This is a genomic window from Pseudomonas sp. GW822-FHT03F04, assembly GCF_058801405.1.
On record NZ_JBXANF010000014.1, the window covers coordinates 75,955 to 95,356 of the forward strand.

Consider the following 19,402-nt stretch of genomic DNA (forward strand, 5'->3'; position numbering starts at 1 on the left):
CTTGCCTCCATCGCGTTGTGCATATTCGGGTTCAAGCAACATGCAATCGAGCGAAACTGGTTTTAAGCGGCAGCGGTAATAGTCATATGTCGTCACGACGGGTTTCCTTTTATTATTTTTGGGACCCCAGGAACGAGGGACGTTTCAAATTTATTAGCATCCCCGCGCTTAATCCAACGACATTTACAGGGGCAAGTTGATAACGTCGGGTTATCGATCACGCCGGCATCCGCCCCTTGCAGCGGGCATCGCCCACCAGCGACTGCGACTATCCTTGCTGCGACGCCGGCATATCCCTGCGCGCAGGCTTGGGCTACCCTCGTCGCGCTTCGCCGGGGAGCCGTATCGTGAGGAGGCCGTACGAATGACCAAGCATGTCGACCCTGACACCATCTTGCTGAAGATGCCGTCCTTGAGGGCCGTAAAGGCATTTGTCGCTGCCGCCAAGTATCAGAGTTTCACCCGTGCCGCCGAAGCATTGTGCGTTTCGCAAGCCGCCATCAGCCGGCAGATCCGCGAACTGGAAAGCTACCTGGGGGCGCAGTTGTTCACCCGTGTCGGGCGGGCCGTCGAGCTCACTTCGGCGGGTGCGCTGTTTTTCGACGCCGCGCAGCTGTCATTCGTGAACATCGCCCAGGCCGCCGAGCGCATCCGCAGCAGCCAGTCCGGCAAGAAAGTGCTGACCATCTGCTGTTCCCCGGCGTTCTCTGCGCTGTGGCTGTCGAATCACCTGCCGGAATTCTTCGCCCAGAGCGAAGGCATCGAACTGAACCTGATCACCACCCAGAATTTCCTGACCATGGAACCGGGCGTGCAACCCGACGTGTTCATCACCAAGATTTCGCGCATCCGCGAAGGCTATCGCAGCTACCCGCTGTGCCACGACCTGATCTACCCGGTGTGCACGCCGCAGTACCTGGAGCAGCACCCGGAAATCTCGACCATCGAAGGCGTGCGCGATTCGGCCCTGCTGAACCTGAGCCCTTATGGTCGCTCGCAAGTCGCCGAGCATGTCGATTGGGGCGTGTGGCTGGCGTTTCAGTCCATCGACATCGACGACCGCCCGGCGACCAGCCCGCAGATTTTCAATGCCAACGACTACAACCTGCTGATCAGCATGGTGCTGACCCATCAGGGCATCGCACTGGGCTGGAATCACCTGGTTGCGCCGCTGTTGCAGCGCGGCTTGCTGGTGCGCCCGATTGAACAGGAAGTGCAGTTGCGCAACAGCTGGCACTACCTGAGCTGCCGAGAGACGGCGGACAACGAAGACGCCCTGCGCCGGTTTCGCGACTGGATCCTGTCGAAGTTTCCGCGCCGCTAGCCATCGGTTTAGTTATCAATTGCCCGACGAAAATGTCGTTGGAGCGGCATCACCTTCCTGACTCATTGTGGAGCGGCGCCGGCCGGGATCTGGCCGGTTCCCCTCACAGGAAGGAACTGTTGAATGTCACTCTACGAATTCTGCCGCGACTTTGATTTCCTCCAGGCGCCGGCCAAGACCCGGGAGATCCTGCAGAACAGTTTGCTGGATATCGTCGGCGTCATGGCCGGTGCTGCGTCCAACGACACCAGTGTGGCGCTGCGCCGTTTTGCCGTTTCACACTACCCCGCCGGCGAGTACGGCAGCCGCCTGCTGTTCGACGGTCAGCGCGTCAATCTGCTGGGCGCGGGTTGGGCCGGTGGCTTTTCCGCCGACAGCCTCGATGCCCACGAAGGCCACTTCCGATCCAAGGGGCACGCCGGCGCGACCGTGGTACCGGCTCTCCTTGCCCTCGCCGATGCCCTGCATCACCAAGGCAAGGACATTAGCGGGCATGAACTGTTGAGCGCGTTGTGCCTCGGTTATGAAACCGGACTGCGCGCCGGAACAGCCCTGATGGCGACCTCCCCGACTTATCACGCGTCCGGCGGTTTTTCGGCGATTGGTGTGATCTGCGCCGGCGCCCGGTTGCTGGGTTTTGACGAGCCGACGTTCCGCCATGCACTCGGCATCGCCGAGTACTTCAGCGCCCGTTGCCCGATGATGCGCCTGATCGCGTTTCCGACCATGTTGCGCGATGCCCACGGCAGCGGCGCCTTTGTCGGATTGAATGCCCTGCTGATGGCCAAGGAAGGGGTGACCGGCGCGCCGGCAGAAACCGTCGAGGACGCCTCGGTGGCCGAGCACTGGCGCGACCTTGGTGAGCGCTGGGAAATCGACAGCCAGTATTTCAAACCCTGGCCAGTGTGCCGCTGGGCGCAACCGGCGCTGACCGCGATGCTGCAACTGCAAAAGGAGAATCCAGCGCTCAATGCCGAGGTGATCGAAACGATCCGCGTCGAGACCTTCTACGAGTCGATGTGCCTGCAAGGTCACACCCCGGCGGATGCCGATCAGGCGCAATACGCCCTGGCCTTTCCGCTGGCGGCGCTGATCGTCAGGGGCAAACTCGGGCCGGACGAAGTCACCGGCGAATCCATCCACGCCGCCGACATTCGCGCCCTGAGCGCACGCATCGAGATCGTCGAGGCGGCCGATATTTCCGCGCGGTTCCCCAATGAAATTCTGTCGCGCCTGACCGTCACGCTGAAAAACGGCAGCGTGCTCGTCAGCCCGATCACCGCCGCACGCGGCGATCCCGAAACGGCCCTGAGCCGCGAAGAACTGGAGCAGAAGTTTGACCTGTTCGCCTCAAGCCTCGGCCGCGAACGCAGCCTCGCGGTGAAACAGGCCATTCGCAATCTGGATCAGTCTGCGTCGGCCATCGCCGCGCTCGAGCCGGTTTTCGCGCGCCCTCACCCATAACCTCAACGCATCGATTGCCCACCGGAAATGTCGTTTGTGACGGCTTTCCTGGCACAGATAGGCTGGAACCCGTTCCGGCCCTACGCGCATGACGAGGATAACAATGAATAACAACGACACCGTGGTTGACCTGATCGCCCAGCGCAAACCCTGGCACTCGCTGCCGGGCGCCCTCTACAAGGATGAAAACGTCTACCGCCAGGACCTCGAACAGATCTGGCACAAAGACTGGATTTTCGCCGGGCACACCTTCGAAATTTCCAAGCCCGGCCAGTACTTCACCCTGCAGATCGGCGATTACCCGGTCGCCGTGGTGCGCGGCAAGGACGGCGCAGTCCGCGCGTTTCACAACGCCTGCCGCCATCGCGGCGCCAAGATCTGCGAACACGAGCACGGCAAAGTCGCGAAGATGGTCTGTCCCTACCACAAGTGGACTTACGAGCTGGACGGCAACCTGCTGTACGCCGGCAACATGGGCCCGGATTTCGACAAGGCGCAGTACAACCTCAAATCCGTGCACTGCGAAATCGTGCACAGCTACATCTATGTCTGCGTCGCCACCAGGGCGCCGGACTTCGAAGGCTTTCGCAAGGCCGTCAGCCCGTTCATTGCCCCGCATTATCTGGACAACTGCAAAGTGGCTTTCGAGTCGACCATCATCGAGAACGGCAACTGGAAACTGGTGTTCGAGAACAACCGCGAGTGCTACCACTGCGACGGCTCCCACCCCGAACTGCTGAAATCCTACGTCGACAACCCGTCCGTGGGTGGCGCCGGCGGCGAAGATGATCCGCACCTGACGGCCTACTGGAACACCTGCGAGAAAGCCGGGCTGCCGAGCCGACTGGTGATGGACATCAACGGCCAGTACCGCATGACCCGCATCCCGCTGTCCTCCGGAGCCGTCAGCTACACCATGGACGGCAAGCCTGCAGTCGCAGGGCGTCTGGACAAGACCGCCGAACCGGACATCGGTGCGCTGCTGTACTTCCACTACCCGTCCACCTGGAACCACTTCCTCGGCGACCACGCCCTGAGCTTCCGGGTGCTCCCGATCAGCGCCACGCAAACCATGGTCACCACCAAATGGCTGGTGCCGGACACGGCGGTGGAAGGTGTGGATTACGACCTCGAACGCCTGACCCGAGTCTGGGTCGCCACCAACGATCAGGACCGCACGCTGGTCGAAGGTACCCAGCGTGGCGTGACCTCTCCGTCCTATGAACCGGGGCCGTTCTCGGAAACAGCGGAGACCGGCGTCTGCCAGTTCGATGACTGGTACTGCGCCACGATGACGGACCGGCTCAAGGGGCCGATTCCGTTGAAGTCCGTGGGCTGACCGGCATTCGGGGCAACATCGGCCGGGCCTGCGTCCCAGCGTCGCAGGCCCGGCACCTTGGCAAACGCCACACAAGGCTTAAAATCGCGCCTCCTCTTGCAGTCGCCCGACCGGCGCCTGCCCGCAGCCATGACAACCCTCAGGTTTGAACAGCCGGCCACTTTCACACAGTGCGCCAGGCTCAATCGTCCTGCCCGTTCGGCGGTCGCTTGTCTTCAACACACTTCGGCTTGGCACTCGCATGCGCAGAGGCGCACGTTCCGCTGTTCGATCACTTGAGGTTTTTATGACACCGCGTTTGCTGGCCATGGCGCTGGCGCCCCTGCTCGGGCTGTTCATTGTTGCGCTGGGCAACGGTTTTCTGTCTTCTTTGACCACCTTGCGCCTGGGCGCTGCCGGCGAATCGGCGACGATGATCGGCATCGTCTCCTCGGCCTACTTCATCGGCCTGACGTTGGGCGCGATCTTCAACGACCGGCTGATTCTGCGCATCGGCCACATTCGTGCCTACAGCAGCTTCGCCTCGCTGATCGCCGCGACCATCCTGCTGCAAGGGCTGTTTTATGACACCTGGGGCTGGGTCGTCCTGCGCCTGATCAACGGCTGGGCCACGGTCGGCGTGTTTCTGGTGATCGAGAGCTGGCTGCTGCTGGCCGGCGACGCGAAGATTCGCGGGCGTCTGCTGGCGCTGTACATGATCGTCCTTTACGGCGCCGGCGTGCTCGGCCAGGCCACGCTGGGGAAAATCACCGGCCTGGGCGATACCGCACCGTTCATGGTGGCCGGCATGCTGGCGACGTTGTCGGTGCTGCCGATCGTGATCCTGCCGCGGGTGTCGCCATTGCTGGAACAGGTCGAACCGCTCAAGCCACGGGCACTGCTGGGCGTATCACCGACCGGGCTGGTCGGCTGCTTCGGCTCCGGCGTGACCATCGCGGCGATCTACACCCTGCTGCCGCTGTACCTGCAACGCATCGGCCTGAACGTCGGCGAAGTCGGCAGCATGATGGCCTGGACGATCCTCGGCGCGATGCTTCTGCAATACCCGGTCGGGCGCTGGTCCGACCGCAAGGATCGCCTGCAAGTGCTGACCGTGCTGTGCGCCGCGTGCACCGTGCTGTCGCTGGTGATCGTGCTGGTGCCGCTGTCCTCGGCCCTGCTCGCGGCGACGCTGTTCCTGTTGGGCGGCGGCGTGTTCGCGCTGTACCCGGTCGCCGTCAGCCACGCTGCCGACCGTGCGCCGGTTGAAACGTTGGTGCCGATGATTCAGGGCATGCTGCTGATCAACTCGCTGGGCTCGGCGATGAGCCCGCTGCTGATTTCGCCCGCGATGAACGCCCATGGCGGAAGCGGCCTGTTCTGGGCCTTCGCGCTGGTCAACCTGAGCATGGTGACGTTCTTCTTCTGGCGCCGTGGCAAACGTCCGGTGCCGGCCAACCCGGCGCCGTTCGCGGCAGCAGCGACGTTCTCGCCGACCGGCGCCGAGCTGCGGGTGACCGAGGATCTGCGTCAGGCCGCGCAGGAGCATCCGCCGATGGTCGATGCGTTGAGTGGCGAAGCGGCGCCGACAACGGGATCACGCTACGAAGCCAGTTGAGTTTCTGGCGGGCATAAAAAAACCGGTGACTTTCGTCACCGGTTTTTTATTGCCTTTGAATCAGTGCGGTGCCCGAGGAATGGTCTTCATCAGGTCTTCAGGGCTGATATGCCCCACCACACTGCCCGGCTGCGGCAGATTCAGGATGTGGCCCTTCATCTTGCCGATCACGTGCATCTCGCACGGTTTGCAGTCGAACTTCAGGGTCAGCACTTCGTCGCCGTGAATCAGCTGCATCGGCGCGACTTTGGTTTTCACGCCGGTCACGCCTTTGGCCTGTTTCGGGCACAGATTGAAGGAGAACCGCAGGCAGTGCTTGGTGATCATCACCGGCACTTCGCCCGCCTCTTCGTGTGCTTCGTACGCGGCGTCGATCAGCTTCACACCGTGGCGGTGGTAGAAGTCGCGAGCCTTCTGGTTGTAGACGTTGGCCAGGAACGACAGGTGCGCCTCCGGGTACACCGGCGGTGGCGTGGTTTCAGCCTTGCGTCCACCGCGCGGGTGGGCGGCAACACGGGCGGCGGTCAGCGCTTCGATCACTTCGCGGCGCAACGACTTGAGCTGCGAGTTCGGGATGAAGAACGCTTGTGGCGCATCGAGTTTGATCGAGGTCGCGTGGTACTCGGTGGTGCCGAGTTGACCGAGCAGGTCGTGCAAGGTGTCCAGCGCCTGTTCCGGTTTGTTGGCGACGCCGAACGGGCCTTCCAGCGCAACGCTGGCACTGATGCCCTCTTCGCTGGTGACGGTCAGTTCCAGACGTTCTTCACGCAGCTTCGCCAGCCAGCTCACGCCGATACGACGCTCGGCAGAAGTCTTGAGCAAGGCCTGCTGCCAGTTGTGGTCGAGGTTGCGGTTCAGCGGATGGTTCGGGCGCAGCTTGTACAGGCCTTCCGGCATTTCGTTCGGCTCGACGCGGTAGCGGTAGCGCTTCTCGCCTTCTTCCTCGAACTCGCCTTTGGCTTCGGCGATGTTGGCGCGGAAACCCACCACTTCGCGCTTGACCAGCACGTTGAGGCCGTCGCCGTTGGACAGTGGCTCGTGGGTGATGACTTGCATGTCACGCTTGCCGACTTTCTCGACCGTGCCCACCGCCAGACCGGTGAAGGTCGGCGAATCGAACGCGCCGATGTCGATCTTGCGCTCGCTGACGAAGTAGTCGGTGCTGCCACGGTGGAAGGTCTTTTCCGGGTCCGGCATGAAGAAATGCGCGGTACGGCCGCTAGAGGCGCGGGCCAGATCCGGACGGTCGTTGAGCACGTCGTCGAGGCGCTGACGGTAATAGGCGGTGATGTTCTTCACATAGCCCATGTCCTTGTAGCGACCTTCGATCTTGAACGAACGCACACCGGCCTCGACCAGTGCGCGGATGTTGGCGCTCTGGTTGTTGTCCTTCATCGACAGCAGGTGTTTTTCGTAGGCGATCACGCCACCCTTTTCGTCTTTCAGGGTGTACGGCAGACGGCAGGCCTGGGAGCAGTCGCCACGGTTGGCACTGCGCCCGGTCTGCGCGTGGGAAATGTTGCACTGGCCGGAAAACGCCACGCACAACGCGCCGTGAATGAAGAACTCGATGGCGGCATCGGTTTCATCGGCGATCGCGCGGATTTCCTTGAGGTTCAGTTCACGGGCCAGTACCAGTTGCGAGAAACCGGCCTGATCGAGGAACTTGGCCCGCTCAAGGGTGCGGATGTCGGTCTGGGTGCTGGCGTGCAGCTCGATGGGTGGAATGTCCAGCTCCATCACGCCCAGGTCCTGGACGATCAGCGCATCGACGCCGGCGTCGTACAACTGATGGATCAGCTTGCGCGCCGGCTCCAGTTCGTTGTCGTGCAGGATGGTGTTGATGGTGGTGAAGATGCGCGCGTGATAGCGACGGGCAAATTCCACCAGTTCGGCGATTTCGCTCACCTCGTTGCACGCGTTGTGGCGCGCCCCGAAGCTCGGGCCGCCGATGTACACCGCGTCGGCGCCATGCAGGATGGCCTCGCGGGCGATGGCCACGTCACGGGCGGGGCTGAGCAGTTCCAGGTGATGTTTGGGCAAGGACATATGTTTTTTTAGTCAGGCTGTCACGGTCGAGGCGCGCATTGTAGCCGCGAAACGCGTGGCCGGCACGCCTGTGCTGCCGGGTGGCAGCCCTGCTCAGGGCAGAGTTGCCATACCGAACCGCAAACTCAGGCCTTGGCGGCCATTGCAGTCACTTCCACCTTCATCCCTTCAACCGCCAGCGCCGCCACGCCAACCGCTGCGCGCACCGGCCAAGGCTTGGCGAAGTAGCGCTTGTACACCTCGTTGAATGCGGCGCGGTCAGCCATGTCGGTCAGGTAGATGGTCAGGTGCAGCACGCGGTCCATCGAACTGCCGGCCTTTTCCAGTGCGACTTTCAGCGCCTGCAACGTGCATTCGCTTTGCGCAGTGACGTCGCCCAGTTCCAGGCTGCCGTCGGCACGGGTCGGAATCTGGGTCGACATCAGGATGCCGTTGAATTCGGTCACGTCCGAAGAGATCGAGTCTGCATCCGGATCCGGGGTGTAGGTGATGTCTTGGTTGGCCATGGGAAAGTCCTTCGCTGGCAGTGAGGACGGCGCCATCGCGCGCCGTTTCGGGCGGCCAGTTTACAGACACGGCGGCGGGTTTGAAGACATGGCGGTTTTCGGGGTGATTTCTGACGGATGTTTCAGCGTGTTTTGTTGGCTGATAAACAGGTTTCGATGCGTGTGTTTAAAGACACCTGGAGTTACGCGCAATTGCCCACAAATCCTTGCGCCAGAGCCTACGGCTACGCCAGAATCCGCCGGCTTGTGCGCCTTGGGGTCGGCCGGTAACTTGGATCGGGTCACTGATTCGCAGTGATCGGGTTTAGCAGCCCGGAGTATTTCACCCAAAGCTGCACGTGCATTATCCAATCAGGTCATGACCTGTATTTGATGGTGGCTGTGCGCATGGCGTCCTCGGACGCGCCGGTTTTTTGGGTGACTTTGGCCGGTCTGCTAACTTGCGCACAGCTGCCTCCATTCGTTTAGCAGCGATATGGTCGCGGCCTCAATTAGAGGTTACCCACCATGTTCAAACCGACTCCAAATCCACCAGTCACCGAACCGGCCAGCATCACCGACCCGACTTCCCCCTACGAATGCCCTGACTCCAAGAGATTCAACGAAGCCGCCAACCGCGCCCTCGACTACCACCTCGGCCCGATCTCAGCCCACATGATGGCCGCGCCCTACTCCCCCAATCGGCTCTACCAGGCCAACCCGGCCAGCAACAACGAATCCCTGCTGGTCGACGCCGTCGAAACCCTAGGCTCGGCCAACGTCATGCTCAACAACTTCGCCGACCTCCTCCAGGGCCCCCACCGCAAGACCGCGCAGGGTATTGCGCAGGTCGTGATGTTGGCGGAACTGGCGGTGAATCAGGTTCTGGATAAGGTCGTACCGACCGAGTAATACCCAGCGGCGGGGTCTCCCCCCGCCGTCACCGAGTTGTTTGATAGCTCTTCGCAACTGGATATCCCCCCAAACCCAATTATGCTCAATAGAACCTCGCCCAATCTGCGAGGCCGTCAGTCTGTCCGCGCGCCACCCACCCGGTGAAGCGCAACACCCCCAGGCCACGGGTACAGCAACACTGTTAGGTGCTCCGGCCTACAACAACAAGCACGACGGAGAACACCCATGGCAGTACTCGACAGCATGTCCACCGGCAGTGCCCCGCACCACAGCGTCAGCCGAGAGGAGCGCAAGGTCATCTTCGCCTCCTCCCTCGGCACGGTGTTCGAGTGGTACGACTTCTACCTCTACGGCTCGCTCGCCGCGATCATCGCCAAGCACTTCTTCGCCGGGGTCAACGAGACCACGGCCTTCATTTTCGCCCTGCTCGCCTTCGCCGCCGGTTTTGCGGTGCGGCCGTTTGGTGCGGTGGTATTCGGGCGGTTGGGTGACATGATCGGGCGCAAGCACACGTTTCTGATCACGATAGTGATCATGGGGGTGTCGACGGCGATTGTGGGGTTCCTGCCGGGTTACGCGACCATCGGGGTCGCGGCGCCGATCATTCTGATCACCCTGCGATTGTTGCAAGGTCTGGCGCTGGGCGGTGAATACGGTGGCGCGGCGACCTATGTCGCAGAGCATGCGCCGAAGGGCAAGCGCGGGTATTTCACGTCTTGGATTCAGACGACGGCGACGCTGGGGCTGTTTCTGTCGCTGCTGGTGATTCTGGCCTGCCGCACCGCGCTGGGCACCGAGGCGTTCGAGGCCTGGGGCTGGCGGATTCCGTTCCTGCTGTCGATCCTGCTGCTGGCGGTGTCGGTGTACATCCGTCTGCAACTGAACGAGTCGCCGGTGTTCATGAAGATGAAGGCCGAAGGCAAGTCCTCGAAAGCGCCGCTGACCGAATCCTTCGCCCGTTGGGACAACCTGAAAATCGTGATCATGGCGCTGCTTGGCGGCACCGCAGGGCAAGCGGTGGTCTGGTACACCGGGCAGTTCTACGCGCTGTTTTTCCTGCTGCAAACACTGAAGATCGACCCGCAAACCGCCAACCTGCTGATCGCCGGTTCGCTGCTGATCGGCACGCCGTTTTTCGTGATTTTCGGCAGCCTGTCCGACCGAATCGGGCGCAAAGGCATCATCATGGCCGGGTGCATTCTGGCGGCGGTGACGTACTTCCCGATCTTCCACGCGCTGACCCAGTACGGTAACCCTGACGTATTCGTCGCCCAGGAAAAGAACCCGGTCAAAGTGGTCGCCAACCCTGACCAGTGCTCGTTCCAGTTCGATCCGGTAGGCAAGGCCAAATTCACCAGTTCCTGCGATCTGGCGAAGACCATCCTGGCCAAACGGGCGATTCCGTACGAAAACGTGGTGGCGGAACCGGGCACCGTGGCTCAGGTGCGTATCGGCGACAAAGTCATCGAAAGTTTCGAAGGCACCGCCATGCCAGCCGCCGACTTCAAGACCCGCAACGACGCCTTCACCGCCAGCCTCGGCACCGCGTTGAAAGAGGCCGGTTACCCGGAAAAAGCCGACCCGGCCAAGACCAATTACCCGATGGTGCTGCTCCTGCTGACCGTGCTGGTGATCTACGTGACCATGGTTTACGGCCCGATTGCGGCATGGCTGGTTGAGCTGTTCCCGGCGCGCATCCGCTACACCTCGATGTCGCTGCCCTATCACATCGGCAACGGCTGGTTCGGCGGGTTCCTGCCGACCGTGGCGTTCGCCATGGTCGCGGCCACCGGGGATATCTATTACGGCCTGTGGTACCCGATTGTCATCGCAGTGATGACGGCGATTCTCGGCATCTTCTTCATGCCGGAAACCAAGGATCGGGACATCCATCACACCTGAGGATAGAGCGCCGCCCGCTTCTGCAAAGAAGGGGCGGCGCCAGCCTCACCGTGTTTCCCAGCGTTGCACGGCAGGCGGGATTGTCGAAGCAGCCGTCACTGACGCATCGATTTCTTCCAGGCTCAAGTGCGCGGTTTCCTTGAGGAAGAACGAGCAGACCGCCACGATCCCCAACGCCACCGCGCCGTAAACTGCTACGCCAAACGCGTCGTGGTTGTTGGCGATCAGAATGGCCGTGGCCACACTCGATGCCGTCCCGCCTCCCAGCGCGGCACCGATCTGGTACGCCGCCGACATCCCTGAATAACGCATGTCCCGTGGAAATTGCTCGGCCAGAAACGCCGGGATCGGCCCTTGCGTTGCGCCCATGAACGCACCGATCACGATGTAGGCGAGTGTGGAGATCAACAGACTTTTCAGGCCCACCAACGGGAAGAACATGAAGAACCCGGCCGCCATGATGAACGCCCCCAGGATCATCACCTTGCGCCGGCCGATGCGGTCGGAAAGCAAGGCAAACAGCGGCGCGGTGATGACAATGGCGACCGACAGCGCGATGTCGAAAATCAGCGCATCGGTGCTGCCATAACCCAACTGCGTGGCGTAGGACAGGAAGAACGTGCTGCCGATGTAGGCGATGGTCACGTAGCCAAACGCGATGCCGGTGCACAGCAACATGGCCCGAGGTCGCGCACGCAACGCTTCAATCAACGGCATGCGCCCGTGGACGTTCGGTTCGTTGAGTGACTGCGCCGGTTTCTGTAACCGCGCATACAGCCCGACCAGCACCAGCACACCGCCCAGCCAGAACGGAATGCGCCAAGCAAAATCGGCAAGGTCATCGTTCGCCGCCACACTGACCACAGCGAACACCGCCGAGCCGAGAATCCCGCCGATGCCGATGCCCATGCTGGTGAAACTGCCCCACAGCCCTCGACGCCCCACGGGTGCCGACTCGATGCCGAACAGCGCCGCCCCGCCCCACTCGCCTCCCGCCGCAAAGCCCTGCACCAGCCGCAACAACACCAGCAACGCCGGCGCGCCCAAACCGATTGACGCGTAGCCCGGCAGGCACCCGATCAGAAACGTGCTGAGCCCCATCAACAACAAGGTGATGACCAGCATTTTCTGGCGGCCGAGTTTGTCACCGTAGTGCCCGAACACCATGCCGCCCAACGGCCGCGCGAAGAACCCCGCGCCGAACGCGCCAAAGGCAACGAGCGTCGCGGTGAGCGGGTCCATCTGCGGGAAAAACACCTTCGGGAACACCAGCGCGGCGGCGGTTCCGTAGATCACGAAGTCATAGAACTCCAGGGCGGTGCCCATGCCGGAGACGAAGAAGGTTCTCAGCGCCGACGGTGAACCCGCCGTGCGTTCAGGGTGACTGGCCATATGGGGTGCTCCTCTTGTTGTTGTTTTTCGGGGCGTTGCTTCAGGGTTTCAGAAACGCTGGTAACCGTTTCTGGCCAACTGTTTCGGGTTGCCGGCGGCGTATTCGAGGACGCCCAGTTCGGTGTCGATGCCAATGGTCAGCAAGGTTTCCCAACGCTCGGTGGCCGGCATGCTCAGATCGGGGCGGAAGCAGATCGGTGCTTCCTCGCCGGCCGCGCCGCACATGGCATCGGCCCGAAGTATCAGGTCGCCCTCGGTCATGCCGCTCAGCAAGGCGTTCACATGGTCGATGCGGGCGTAGGTGGTCGAGGCGTCCGGCGTGCGTTCGCCAGCGCTCAGGCTCGGATCGAGGAAATGGTTGGTGTGGGTGATCCAGCCTTCGGCGTTCGGCAACACCACGGCTGTGGCGGCTGGCGACAGCTCGATGCTGGCGGCACGAAGGGTCGAGTCGGCGCGGGAGAACACCGTCAACACCGTGGACGCGCTGACCCGTGCCGAGCGCGCCAGTTCGATGGCTTCATCGACGCTGCGCGCCTGCTCCAGAATCCGTCGCGCAATCGCATGCACCGGTACACCGGCGGCGCCGTTGTCGCTGGCATGGTGAAGAATGTTGAAGTGCAGCCCGAGCCCGGCACTGTTCACGCCGATCTTGCCGAGCATGCCGAATTCGGTGAACAGCTTGACGGTCATCCCGGCGTCGGTGGTGAGTTGCAGGATCAGGCCGTTGGGTACCAGCGTGTCGTGCCAGTCCCAGGTCTGAATCGTTTTTGGTGCCGCCGAGCCCTGGGGGGCGAAGACCGCCGTCGAGCATTCGCCTTCAGTCGATGGCATAACGGCAAGGATTTCGGTGCGGGCATTCAGGGCCGCAAGCTGCCACAGCGGCAGATCCGCGCCTTCGGCCATGGCGACGATTTCCTCGGCCAGTGCCGGGCTCCAGTCTTCCAGGGCTTTCAGGCTGGCTTCTCCGATGGCGCGCACTTGCTGCGGCGGGATGTCGAGCTGATTGAAGAAGTCCAGGTACAGCGCAACGGTCTGGCGAATCTGCGCGCTGAACGCGTCACCGATCTGGTGCCCACGGGTTTGCGGGTTGCGAGTGTCGGTGACGAAGCAATGAAGGTTCACGAAAGGTTTTCCTTATTTTGGTGTTGTAATCGGAATGCGGCTTACGGCTGGCGGCGATAGATTTCGCGGCCGGCGAAAAAGGTGTTGAGCACCTGGGTGTCGCGCAGGGCTTCGGGGGCGACCGTGAACACATCGCGGTCGAGCACGATCAGGTCGGCCTGTTTGCCGGGTTTGAGTGAGCCGATGCTGTCTTCCAGGCGCAGGACCTTGGCGGCATTGAGGGTGTAGGCCTGGAACATGACCTGGCGATCGATGTCTTCGGCGGCGTTGAGCACGCCTTTCGGGCCCTTGCGGCTGACGGCCTGGTAAATGGCTTTCCACGGCTCGGGCGTTGTGATCGGCCAGTCGCTGGCGCCGGCGATGGTGGCGCCCTGCTTGAGCAGCGAGCGCGCCGGATAGGTGTACATGAAGGCCATGGCGCTGACGTAGGGCTTGACCAGATCCATGCTCGATTCATCGGCACTGGCCCAGTACATCTGCATCGAGGCGATGACGTTCAGCGCCTTGAACCGGGCGAATTCTTTCGGGTTGACCATCTGCAAATGGGTGATCGAATGAGCGATGCCGCTCTGGCGATCCTTGCGCGCCTGCTCGATGCCATTGAGTGATTCGCGCACCGCACGGTCGCCGATGGCGTGGATATGCACCAGCCAGCCACGGGCGTCGGCGGCGCTGACCAGTTCGCCAAAGTGCGCCGGATCGATCAGCAACTCGCCGGACTTTTTCGAGTTCTTGTAAGGCTCAAGCATGGCTGCGCTTTGCGCGGGCGATTCGGCCACGCCGTCCGCGAACACCTTGATGCCCGGCAGCGTCAGGTTGTGCACGCCGAGGAACTGTTGGCGGACCTTGTCCAGCTCATCGAGGTCGGCGGGTGTGGCCTTCGAATCGGCCATCAGCAACGCGGCGACGTGGGCGGTGAGTTCGCCGTGTTCCGAAAGCTTCTTGTACGTCGGCAGCACGCCCAGCGAGTCGTTTTTCACATCGGCGCCGGGCAGTTCGTTGGCCAGCGGGTCCATCCACCCGGTGATGCCCAGACTCTTGTAGTAATCCAGCGCCGCACGACCGCCCGCCAGCAGCGCTTCATCGGTCGGCGGCGGCAACAGGGCCTGCACCGGGTAGAGCCCGGCGTCCACCATAAAACCGTTCGGCTGTCCGTTTGGGTGATGACCGAGGGTGTCTTTCTCTTCGGGCTTGAGGGCCTGAATGCGCGCCGCATCGATGCCGGCGCGCTTGAGCATCGCCCGATTCGCCCAGCCGGTGTGCAGGTCCCAGCCCAGCAGCAACAGCGGCTGATCAGCCCACTCGCCCTGATTGAAACGTTTCTCCAGCGCGTCGGTCTGGTTCCAGTAGGTCGAGGGCAATCCGCCGACGCTGAGGAATTCGCCGCGCCGGGCCTTGCCGTCTTCGCGCCATTGGCGCAAGCGCGATTCCAGTTCATCGAGCGGCAGCATCTGCCCATCGAGATTGGCCTGAAGCATCTGCAAGCCGCCCTTGATCGTGTGGGAATGGGAGTCGATGAAACCGGGCATCACCACTTTGCCGCCCAGATCGATCAGCCGGGTATCGGCAGTCTTGAGGCGCAGCACCTGCGCATCCGAGCCGACCGCCACGACCTTGTCACCTTCGATGGCAACAGCCTGCTGCAACGGCTGGCCGGGTTCGGCGGTGTAGATTTTCGCGTTATGCAGGATCAGGTCGGTGGCCGCCAGACTTTCCAGCGAGGCACAAGCCAGTGCGGACGACACCATCAGGGTCAGAAGCTGCTTCATGAGCGTTCTCGTTATTTTTGTTAGGCTGAGGCCAGATTAGCCAAGCCCGCCGGATAACTGAATGCCGTCTCACGCACAACTTCTGTGCCCATCAGGAATAGATCAATGGACAAAATGAGCGCCCTGACCATGTTCGTCGCCACCGCCGAACACGGTAATTTCAGCCGTGCCGCCGAGGTGCTCGGCAACACGCCATCGGCCCTGACCAAGGCCGTGGCGCAACTGGAAGAGGAACTCGGCAGCCGCTTGTTCGACCGCACGACACGACGCATGGCGCTGACCGAGGCCGGGCGGATCTATCTGGAAGGCGCGCGTCAGGCGCTGTTGCAACTGCAACTGGCGAGCGAAGGTGTCGAACAGCTCAAGCACGAATTGCGCGGCGAGTTGCGCATCATCGCCCCGCCCTCCTTCGCCCCGGCCTTTCTCAATCAGGTGTGCTGTCGCTTCCTGAACGAGCACCCGCAGGTGAATCTCGAAGTGGATCTGAGCGACAACTACGACGACCCGGTCGATGGCAGCTACGACCTTGCGCTGCGTGACGGGCCGATCGATCTGCCGGGAGTGATCGCTCAACCGCTGGTGGAAAACCGCGTACAGCTCTGCGCCAGCCCGGCCTATCTGGCGCGCAAGGGCAGCGATGTGTCACTGGACAACTATCACCAGCACGACTGGCTGATCTTCCGTCATCCGTTGCTCAACCGGCATTTCTGGTGGGTCAAACAGGGCGAGCGACGCCTGCGCATGACCCAGCCGACGCCACGCATTGCCAGTGACAATTACGATTTCCTGCTGGCTTGTCTGCTCGACGGCCAGGGCCTGCAATTTCTCCCGCAGTGGAGCGCCGCGCCGTATCTCGCCCGGGGCGAACTGGTGGAACTGATGCCCGAATACTGGCGTGAACCCAGCGCCTTCGGCCCTTGGATCTACGTGCTGTACCAGGCCCATCGGCGCAATACGCGCAAGGTGAAGGTGTTCATCGATTTCCTGAAGGCGCATTGGCAAGCGGCGTAATCCATTTGTGTCATGTCGCTGTCATTCACGGTTGCTAACGTCCTCGCGCCTCTTTGCCCCGACTGCCAAGGTGACCCTCCCGGTGTACTCAAGCCCGACGCGCCAGACCATCATCCTCAGATCCGCTGACATGTCCTGCGACGACTTCGGCGCGCTGTTTTCCCGCATGTTCGGCAATCGTTATGGCGACACACCGCCACCGCCCAAGGACATCATCATCGGCGGCGTCTACGGGCGGCACGACGGGGTCAGTTTCCGGCGCATGCATTACCGGGGTGATTTCACCGTGGCGTTCCCCGAGCCCTACGATGAAATCACCTTTGTGATTCCCACTGCCGGCCGGATCATCTTCAACGACTCGGCCGAATCCCTGGGCCTGCCGCACATCGGGCTGGCCATCGACAAGGCGGACCTGCGCTCGATGCGCTTCGTCGACAATCATGCCCAGCACGGTATGTCGATCAGCCGCGCAGCGCTCACCGAACGGCTGTCGTCGCTGTTGGGCCGACCGATCGTGCACAAGCTGCACTTCGAGCCGAGGGTGGACCTCGGCAGCCCTGCGTTTCAGGGTATTCGCGCGCTGATCGATCTGGCCACCGGCACCGAGTTCGATCTGTTGTTGAACGCCGGTTCGCTGATGCCGTCACGCCTGCGGGAGATGCTGGTGGACGCGGTACTGGAAGCCTGGCCGCACAACTTCAGCGAAGCCTTGCGCCGCCCCGAGGCATCGATTGCACCTCGACATGTGAAGCAGGCCATCGAATACATTCAGGCGCATCCCGAGCAACTGGTCAGCGGGACGGATCTGGCAGGACTGGTGAACGTCAGCCTGCGTGCCTTGCAGGAAGGCTTCCGGCGGTTCGTCGGGACGTCGATTGTCGCGTACCAGCGCCAGGTCAGGCTGGAGCGGGCCTGCGAAGCACTGAAGCACGGCCAATCGTCTTCGGTGACCGATGTGGCCCTGCAATACGGATTCAGCAACGTCGGCCGGTTCTGCCAGTATTTTCAGGATGCCTACGGCGTGAGCCCCGCAGAAATGCGAAAAGGACTGCGCTGAGGCAGTCCTTTTTCTTCACCTTCAGGTTGATCAGAACTGATAACTGGCCTTGAGCCCGCCGCTGAAGCCGTGGCTGTCGCCCCCGCCGCTGGCACCGACTTCGGCGCCCAGGCTCAGCGCGCCGAGGTTGGCCATCAGGTTGACGCCGCCGCTGAACTGATCGCGGTTGTCGAACGCCGCGCGTTGTTCGATATCCAGCCCCAGCAGGTGCCCTTCGCTGTCGACCTGATGATCGCCGAGCACCCGCTCATAACCGACCCGCACACCCGGCACCAGCTGCCACGCGCCCATGGGCATCGGGGCAAACGAGACGTCGAGATTGGCCACGGCGCTGCGCCGGGTTTGCTGGATGCCATCAACGTCGAGGGCCAGTTCGCTGCCCTTCTCCTGGAAGCCCGACAGATCCAGACGACTGACGCGCAGGCCGAGGCTTGGCTCCAGAATCACGCTGTTCATCGGCATCCGATAACCCAGCGCCAGGGTGGCGCCACTGAGATTGCCATGGGTGTCGCCCTTCGCCGAACCGAGGCCACCGCCGAGGTCGCGCTTGCTGTCGTAATCGACGTAACCGGCGCTGATGTTGGCATCGACAAATAGGCCACGCTCCAGGCTGGTGATGCCGTAACGAGCGCCAAGGTCGAAGAAGGTGAAATCGGTATCGACCTCGCCACCCGCCCCGCCGACAGTGCCTTTGCTGTAACCGATGCCGCCGCGCGCGCTGAGTTGCTCGGAGAAGCGTTGGGTGACGCCGACCATCAGGCCCTGACTGTGTTCATTGCTGCTTTGCGCATGGGCCGAACCGTCGGTGCCCAGGTAGCCGGCGAGCGCGGTGCTCCACAACCGGTACTGGCCGACTTTGAGATCGGAACCGCTGGCGAATGGCGCGGCGGCTTGCTCGATCATCGCGTTTTGACGCAGCAGGTAACTCGCCGCATCGGCGTGTACTTGACCGCCGACGGTGGATTCGACGCCTCCGAGGGTGCCGGCGTCGATTGCCGATTGCAGGTAGTAGTTGTAGGCGCTGTAGGTGCCCGACAGCTTGCTGTTCTGCAACTCCTGCAACAGTTGCGCGCCAGCCGCGGCGTTGCCGATCAGCCCTGCCTGACCGGGCAGACTGTTGTACTCGACCATTTTGCCGCGCAGCACGTAAATGGTTTCCTGAGACAGACCCAACCCCTGTTTGAGGTAGTTGTCCATGCTGCCGTATTGCGCGGTCACCTGATCCAGGCCGGCTTGCAGGTAACTCGCCTCCACGCCCAGCAGCGGCGCGTAGATCGCGGCCATGCTCGGCGGCATCATCGCCAGGGTCTTGGCCACACGGGTGGCGGTGTAATCGTTGGTCGCCAGGTAGTTGCTCATGATCGTGGCGTTGTCGACCCCGGCGATGCTTTGCAGCACGGCCGCCGTCCAGCCGGTGCGGTCCTTGCCGGCGGTGCAATGGAACAGCGCGGCACCGTCGACGCCGGCCAGTTCGTTGAACAGCACATTGAGCTGACCGCGCATGCCGGCGTCGCTGACAAACGCACGGTTGGTCTCCTGCATCATCGCAACCGCATCGGCCGCGCTTTTGAACGAGACGGTGGTGATGTTCGCACCCGAGGTGGTGGCGCCGATGATGTCGATGTTCTGGTAAGTCGCGCCGCTGATCATCGTGTCCGGCGTGCCGGCGATTTCGCTGGGGGTGCGCAAGTCGTAAACGGCCTTGATGCCCAGACCGTTGAGGGTCGCCAGGTCCGACGCCGTCGGCGTCAGCGCGTTGGAGCGGTAGAACACACCGGCGCGCATCGTGCCGTCGTGGGTCGTTGAGTAGGCCGTGGTGATACCGGCGATATCGCGGAAGTTGTCGATGCCCTTCAGGCGCGGGGTATCAAGGTCGGCCGCGTGGGCGGCGGCGATGGACAGACTCAACACGGACAGCGAACACAGAAGACGTGGAAACACGATGCAGCCTCATTGGAAACCGGTTGGGCTGCCCA

14 protein-coding genes are annotated in these 19,402 nt (G+C 62.4%); 8 read left to right on the forward strand and 6 right to left on the reverse strand.

Going from position 1 to position 19,402, the window contains the following annotated elements:
• The first annotated feature begins 364 nt into the window (after nucleotides 1-364).
• From AC1RMX_RS27335 to AC1RMX_RS27350, 4 genes are all read left to right on the forward strand, one after another.
• A complete protein-coding gene (locus tag AC1RMX_RS27335) occupies nucleotides 365-1,324 on the forward strand; it encodes a LysR family transcriptional regulator (RefSeq protein ID WP_096821679.1) in 960 nt (319 codons plus the stop codon).
• A gap of 123 nt (nucleotides 1,325-1,447) precedes the next feature.
• The gene (locus AC1RMX_RS27340) at nucleotides 1,448-2,788 is read left to right on the forward strand and encodes an MmgE/PrpD family protein (protein WP_493073600.1); all 1,341 of its coding nucleotides are present in this window, start codon (nucleotides 1,448-1,450) and stop codon (nucleotides 2,786-2,788) included.
• Between the two features lie 103 nt (nucleotides 2,789-2,891).
• A complete protein-coding gene (locus tag AC1RMX_RS27345; RefSeq protein ID WP_493073601.1) occupies nucleotides 2,892-4,127 on the forward strand; it encodes an aromatic ring-hydroxylating oxygenase subunit alpha in 1,236 nt (411 codons plus the stop codon).
• 286 nt (nucleotides 4,128-4,413) lie between these two features.
• On the forward strand, nucleotides 4,414-5,724 hold the full coding sequence (locus tag AC1RMX_RS27350; protein WP_493073603.1) for an MFS transporter: 1,311 nt from the start codon (nucleotides 4,414-4,416) through the stop codon (nucleotides 5,722-5,724).
• Between the two features lie 60 nt (nucleotides 5,725-5,784).
• Here AC1RMX_RS27350 and AC1RMX_RS27355 read toward each other — a convergent pair whose 3' ends face one another.
• Complete coding sequence (locus AC1RMX_RS27355) at nucleotides 5,785-7,773, reverse strand: peptidase U32 family protein (protein ID WP_474734869.1); 1,989 nt, start codon at nucleotides 7,771-7,773, stop codon at nucleotides 5,785-5,787.
• Between the two features lie 125 nt (nucleotides 7,774-7,898).
• Nucleotides 7,899-8,279 carry a RidA family protein gene (locus AC1RMX_RS27360; RefSeq protein ID WP_007955413.1) on the reverse strand — a complete coding sequence of 127 codons (381 nt, stop codon included), beginning with the start codon at nucleotides 8,277-8,279 and terminating at the stop codon, nucleotides 7,899-7,901.
• Between the two features lie 507 nt (nucleotides 8,280-8,786).
• On the opposite strand from AC1RMX_RS27360, the gene AC1RMX_RS27365 reads away from it, so the two are divergent.
• Nucleotides 8,787-9,170 carry a DUF6124 family protein gene (locus AC1RMX_RS27365; RefSeq protein ID WP_493073604.1) on the forward strand — a complete coding sequence of 128 codons (384 nt, stop codon included), beginning with the start codon at nucleotides 8,787-8,789 and terminating at the stop codon, nucleotides 9,168-9,170.
• A gap of 228 nt (nucleotides 9,171-9,398) precedes the next feature.
• A complete protein-coding gene (locus tag AC1RMX_RS27370; protein WP_192560664.1) occupies nucleotides 9,399-11,075 on the forward strand; it encodes an MFS transporter in 1,677 nt (558 codons plus the stop codon).
• Between the two features lie 45 nt (nucleotides 11,076-11,120).
• On the opposite strand, the gene AC1RMX_RS27375 is transcribed toward AC1RMX_RS27370, so the two are convergent.
• The 3 genes from AC1RMX_RS27375 to AC1RMX_RS27385 are packed head-to-tail and all read right to left on the reverse strand — an operon-like array spanning nucleotide 11,121 to nucleotide 15,358.
• Entirely contained in the window at nucleotides 11,121-12,467 is a 1,347-nt protein-coding gene (locus AC1RMX_RS27375) for an MFS transporter (RefSeq protein WP_493073605.1), read from the reverse strand.
• Nucleotides 12,468-12,515: 48 nt separating this feature from the next.
• A complete protein-coding gene (locus AC1RMX_RS27380) occupies nucleotides 12,516-13,589 on the reverse strand; it encodes a C45 family autoproteolytic acyltransferase/hydrolase (protein ID WP_493073607.1) in 1,074 nt (357 codons plus the stop codon).
• A gap of 41 nt (nucleotides 13,590-13,630) precedes the next feature.
• Nucleotides 13,631-15,358: an amidohydrolase gene (locus AC1RMX_RS27385; protein WP_493073608.1), complete on the reverse strand. Its 1,728-nt coding sequence runs from the start codon at nucleotides 15,356-15,358 to the stop codon at nucleotides 13,631-13,633.
• Between the two features lie 105 nt (nucleotides 15,359-15,463).
• On the opposite strand from AC1RMX_RS27385, the gene AC1RMX_RS27390 reads away from it, so the two are divergent.
• Both AC1RMX_RS27390 and AC1RMX_RS27395 read left to right on the forward strand, forming a co-directional pair.
• Entirely contained in the window at nucleotides 15,464-16,369 is a 906-nt protein-coding gene (locus AC1RMX_RS27390) for a LysR family transcriptional regulator (protein WP_096821669.1), read from the forward strand.
• A gap of 130 nt (nucleotides 16,370-16,499) precedes the next feature.
• The gene (locus tag AC1RMX_RS27395) at nucleotides 16,500-17,426 is read left to right on the forward strand and encodes a helix-turn-helix transcriptional regulator (protein ID WP_493073609.1); all 927 of its coding nucleotides are present in this window, start codon (nucleotides 16,500-16,502) and stop codon (nucleotides 17,424-17,426) included.
• 30 nt (nucleotides 17,427-17,456) lie between these two features.
• On the opposite strand, the gene AC1RMX_RS27400 is transcribed toward AC1RMX_RS27395, so the two are convergent.
• Nucleotides 17,457-19,367, reverse strand: a complete 1,911-nt coding sequence (locus AC1RMX_RS27400) for a tyrosine-protein phosphatase (protein WP_493073611.1) — start codon at nucleotides 19,365-19,367, stop codon at nucleotides 17,457-17,459.
• Nucleotides 19,368-19,402 lie beyond the last annotated feature (35 nt).

Bases quoted from the DNA above. Each gene is read 5' to 3' on its own strand.
- AC1RMX_RS27335 (WP_096821679.1), top strand. From the start codon at position 365: ATGACCAAGCATGTCGACCCTGACACCATCTTGCTGAAGATGCCGTCC.
- AC1RMX_RS27340 (WP_493073600.1), top strand. From the start codon at position 1,448: ATGTCACTCTACGAATTCTGCCGCGACTTTGATTTCCTCCAGGCGCCG.
- AC1RMX_RS27345 (WP_493073601.1), top strand. From the start codon at position 2,892: ATGAATAACAACGACACCGTGGTTGACCTGATCGCCCAGCGCAAACCC.
- AC1RMX_RS27350 (WP_493073603.1), top strand. From the start codon at position 4,414: ATGACACCGCGTTTGCTGGCCATGGCGCTGGCGCCCCTGCTCGGGCTG.
- AC1RMX_RS27355 (WP_474734869.1), bottom strand. From the start codon at position 7,773: ATGTCCTTGCCCAAACATCACCTGGAACTGCTCAGCCCCGCCCGTGAC.
- AC1RMX_RS27360 (WP_007955413.1), bottom strand. From the start codon at position 8,279: ATGGCCAACCAAGACATCACCTACACCCCGGATCCGGATGCAGACTCG.
- AC1RMX_RS27365 (WP_493073604.1), top strand. From the start codon at position 8,787: ATGTTCAAACCGACTCCAAATCCACCAGTCACCGAACCGGCCAGCATC.
- AC1RMX_RS27370 (WP_192560664.1), top strand. From the start codon at position 9,399: ATGGCAGTACTCGACAGCATGTCCACCGGCAGTGCCCCGCACCACAGC.
- AC1RMX_RS27375 (WP_493073605.1), bottom strand. From the start codon at position 12,467: ATGGCCAGTCACCCTGAACGCACGGCGGGTTCACCGTCGGCGCTGAGA.
- AC1RMX_RS27385 (WP_493073608.1), bottom strand. From the start codon at position 15,358: ATGAAGCAGCTTCTGACCCTGATGGTGTCGTCCGCACTGGCTTGTGCC.
- AC1RMX_RS27390 (WP_096821669.1), top strand. From the start codon at position 15,464: ATGGACAAAATGAGCGCCCTGACCATGTTCGTCGCCACCGCCGAACAC.
- AC1RMX_RS27395 (WP_493073609.1), top strand. From the start codon at position 16,500: ATGTCCTGCGACGACTTCGGCGCGCTGTTTTCCCGCATGTTCGGCAAT.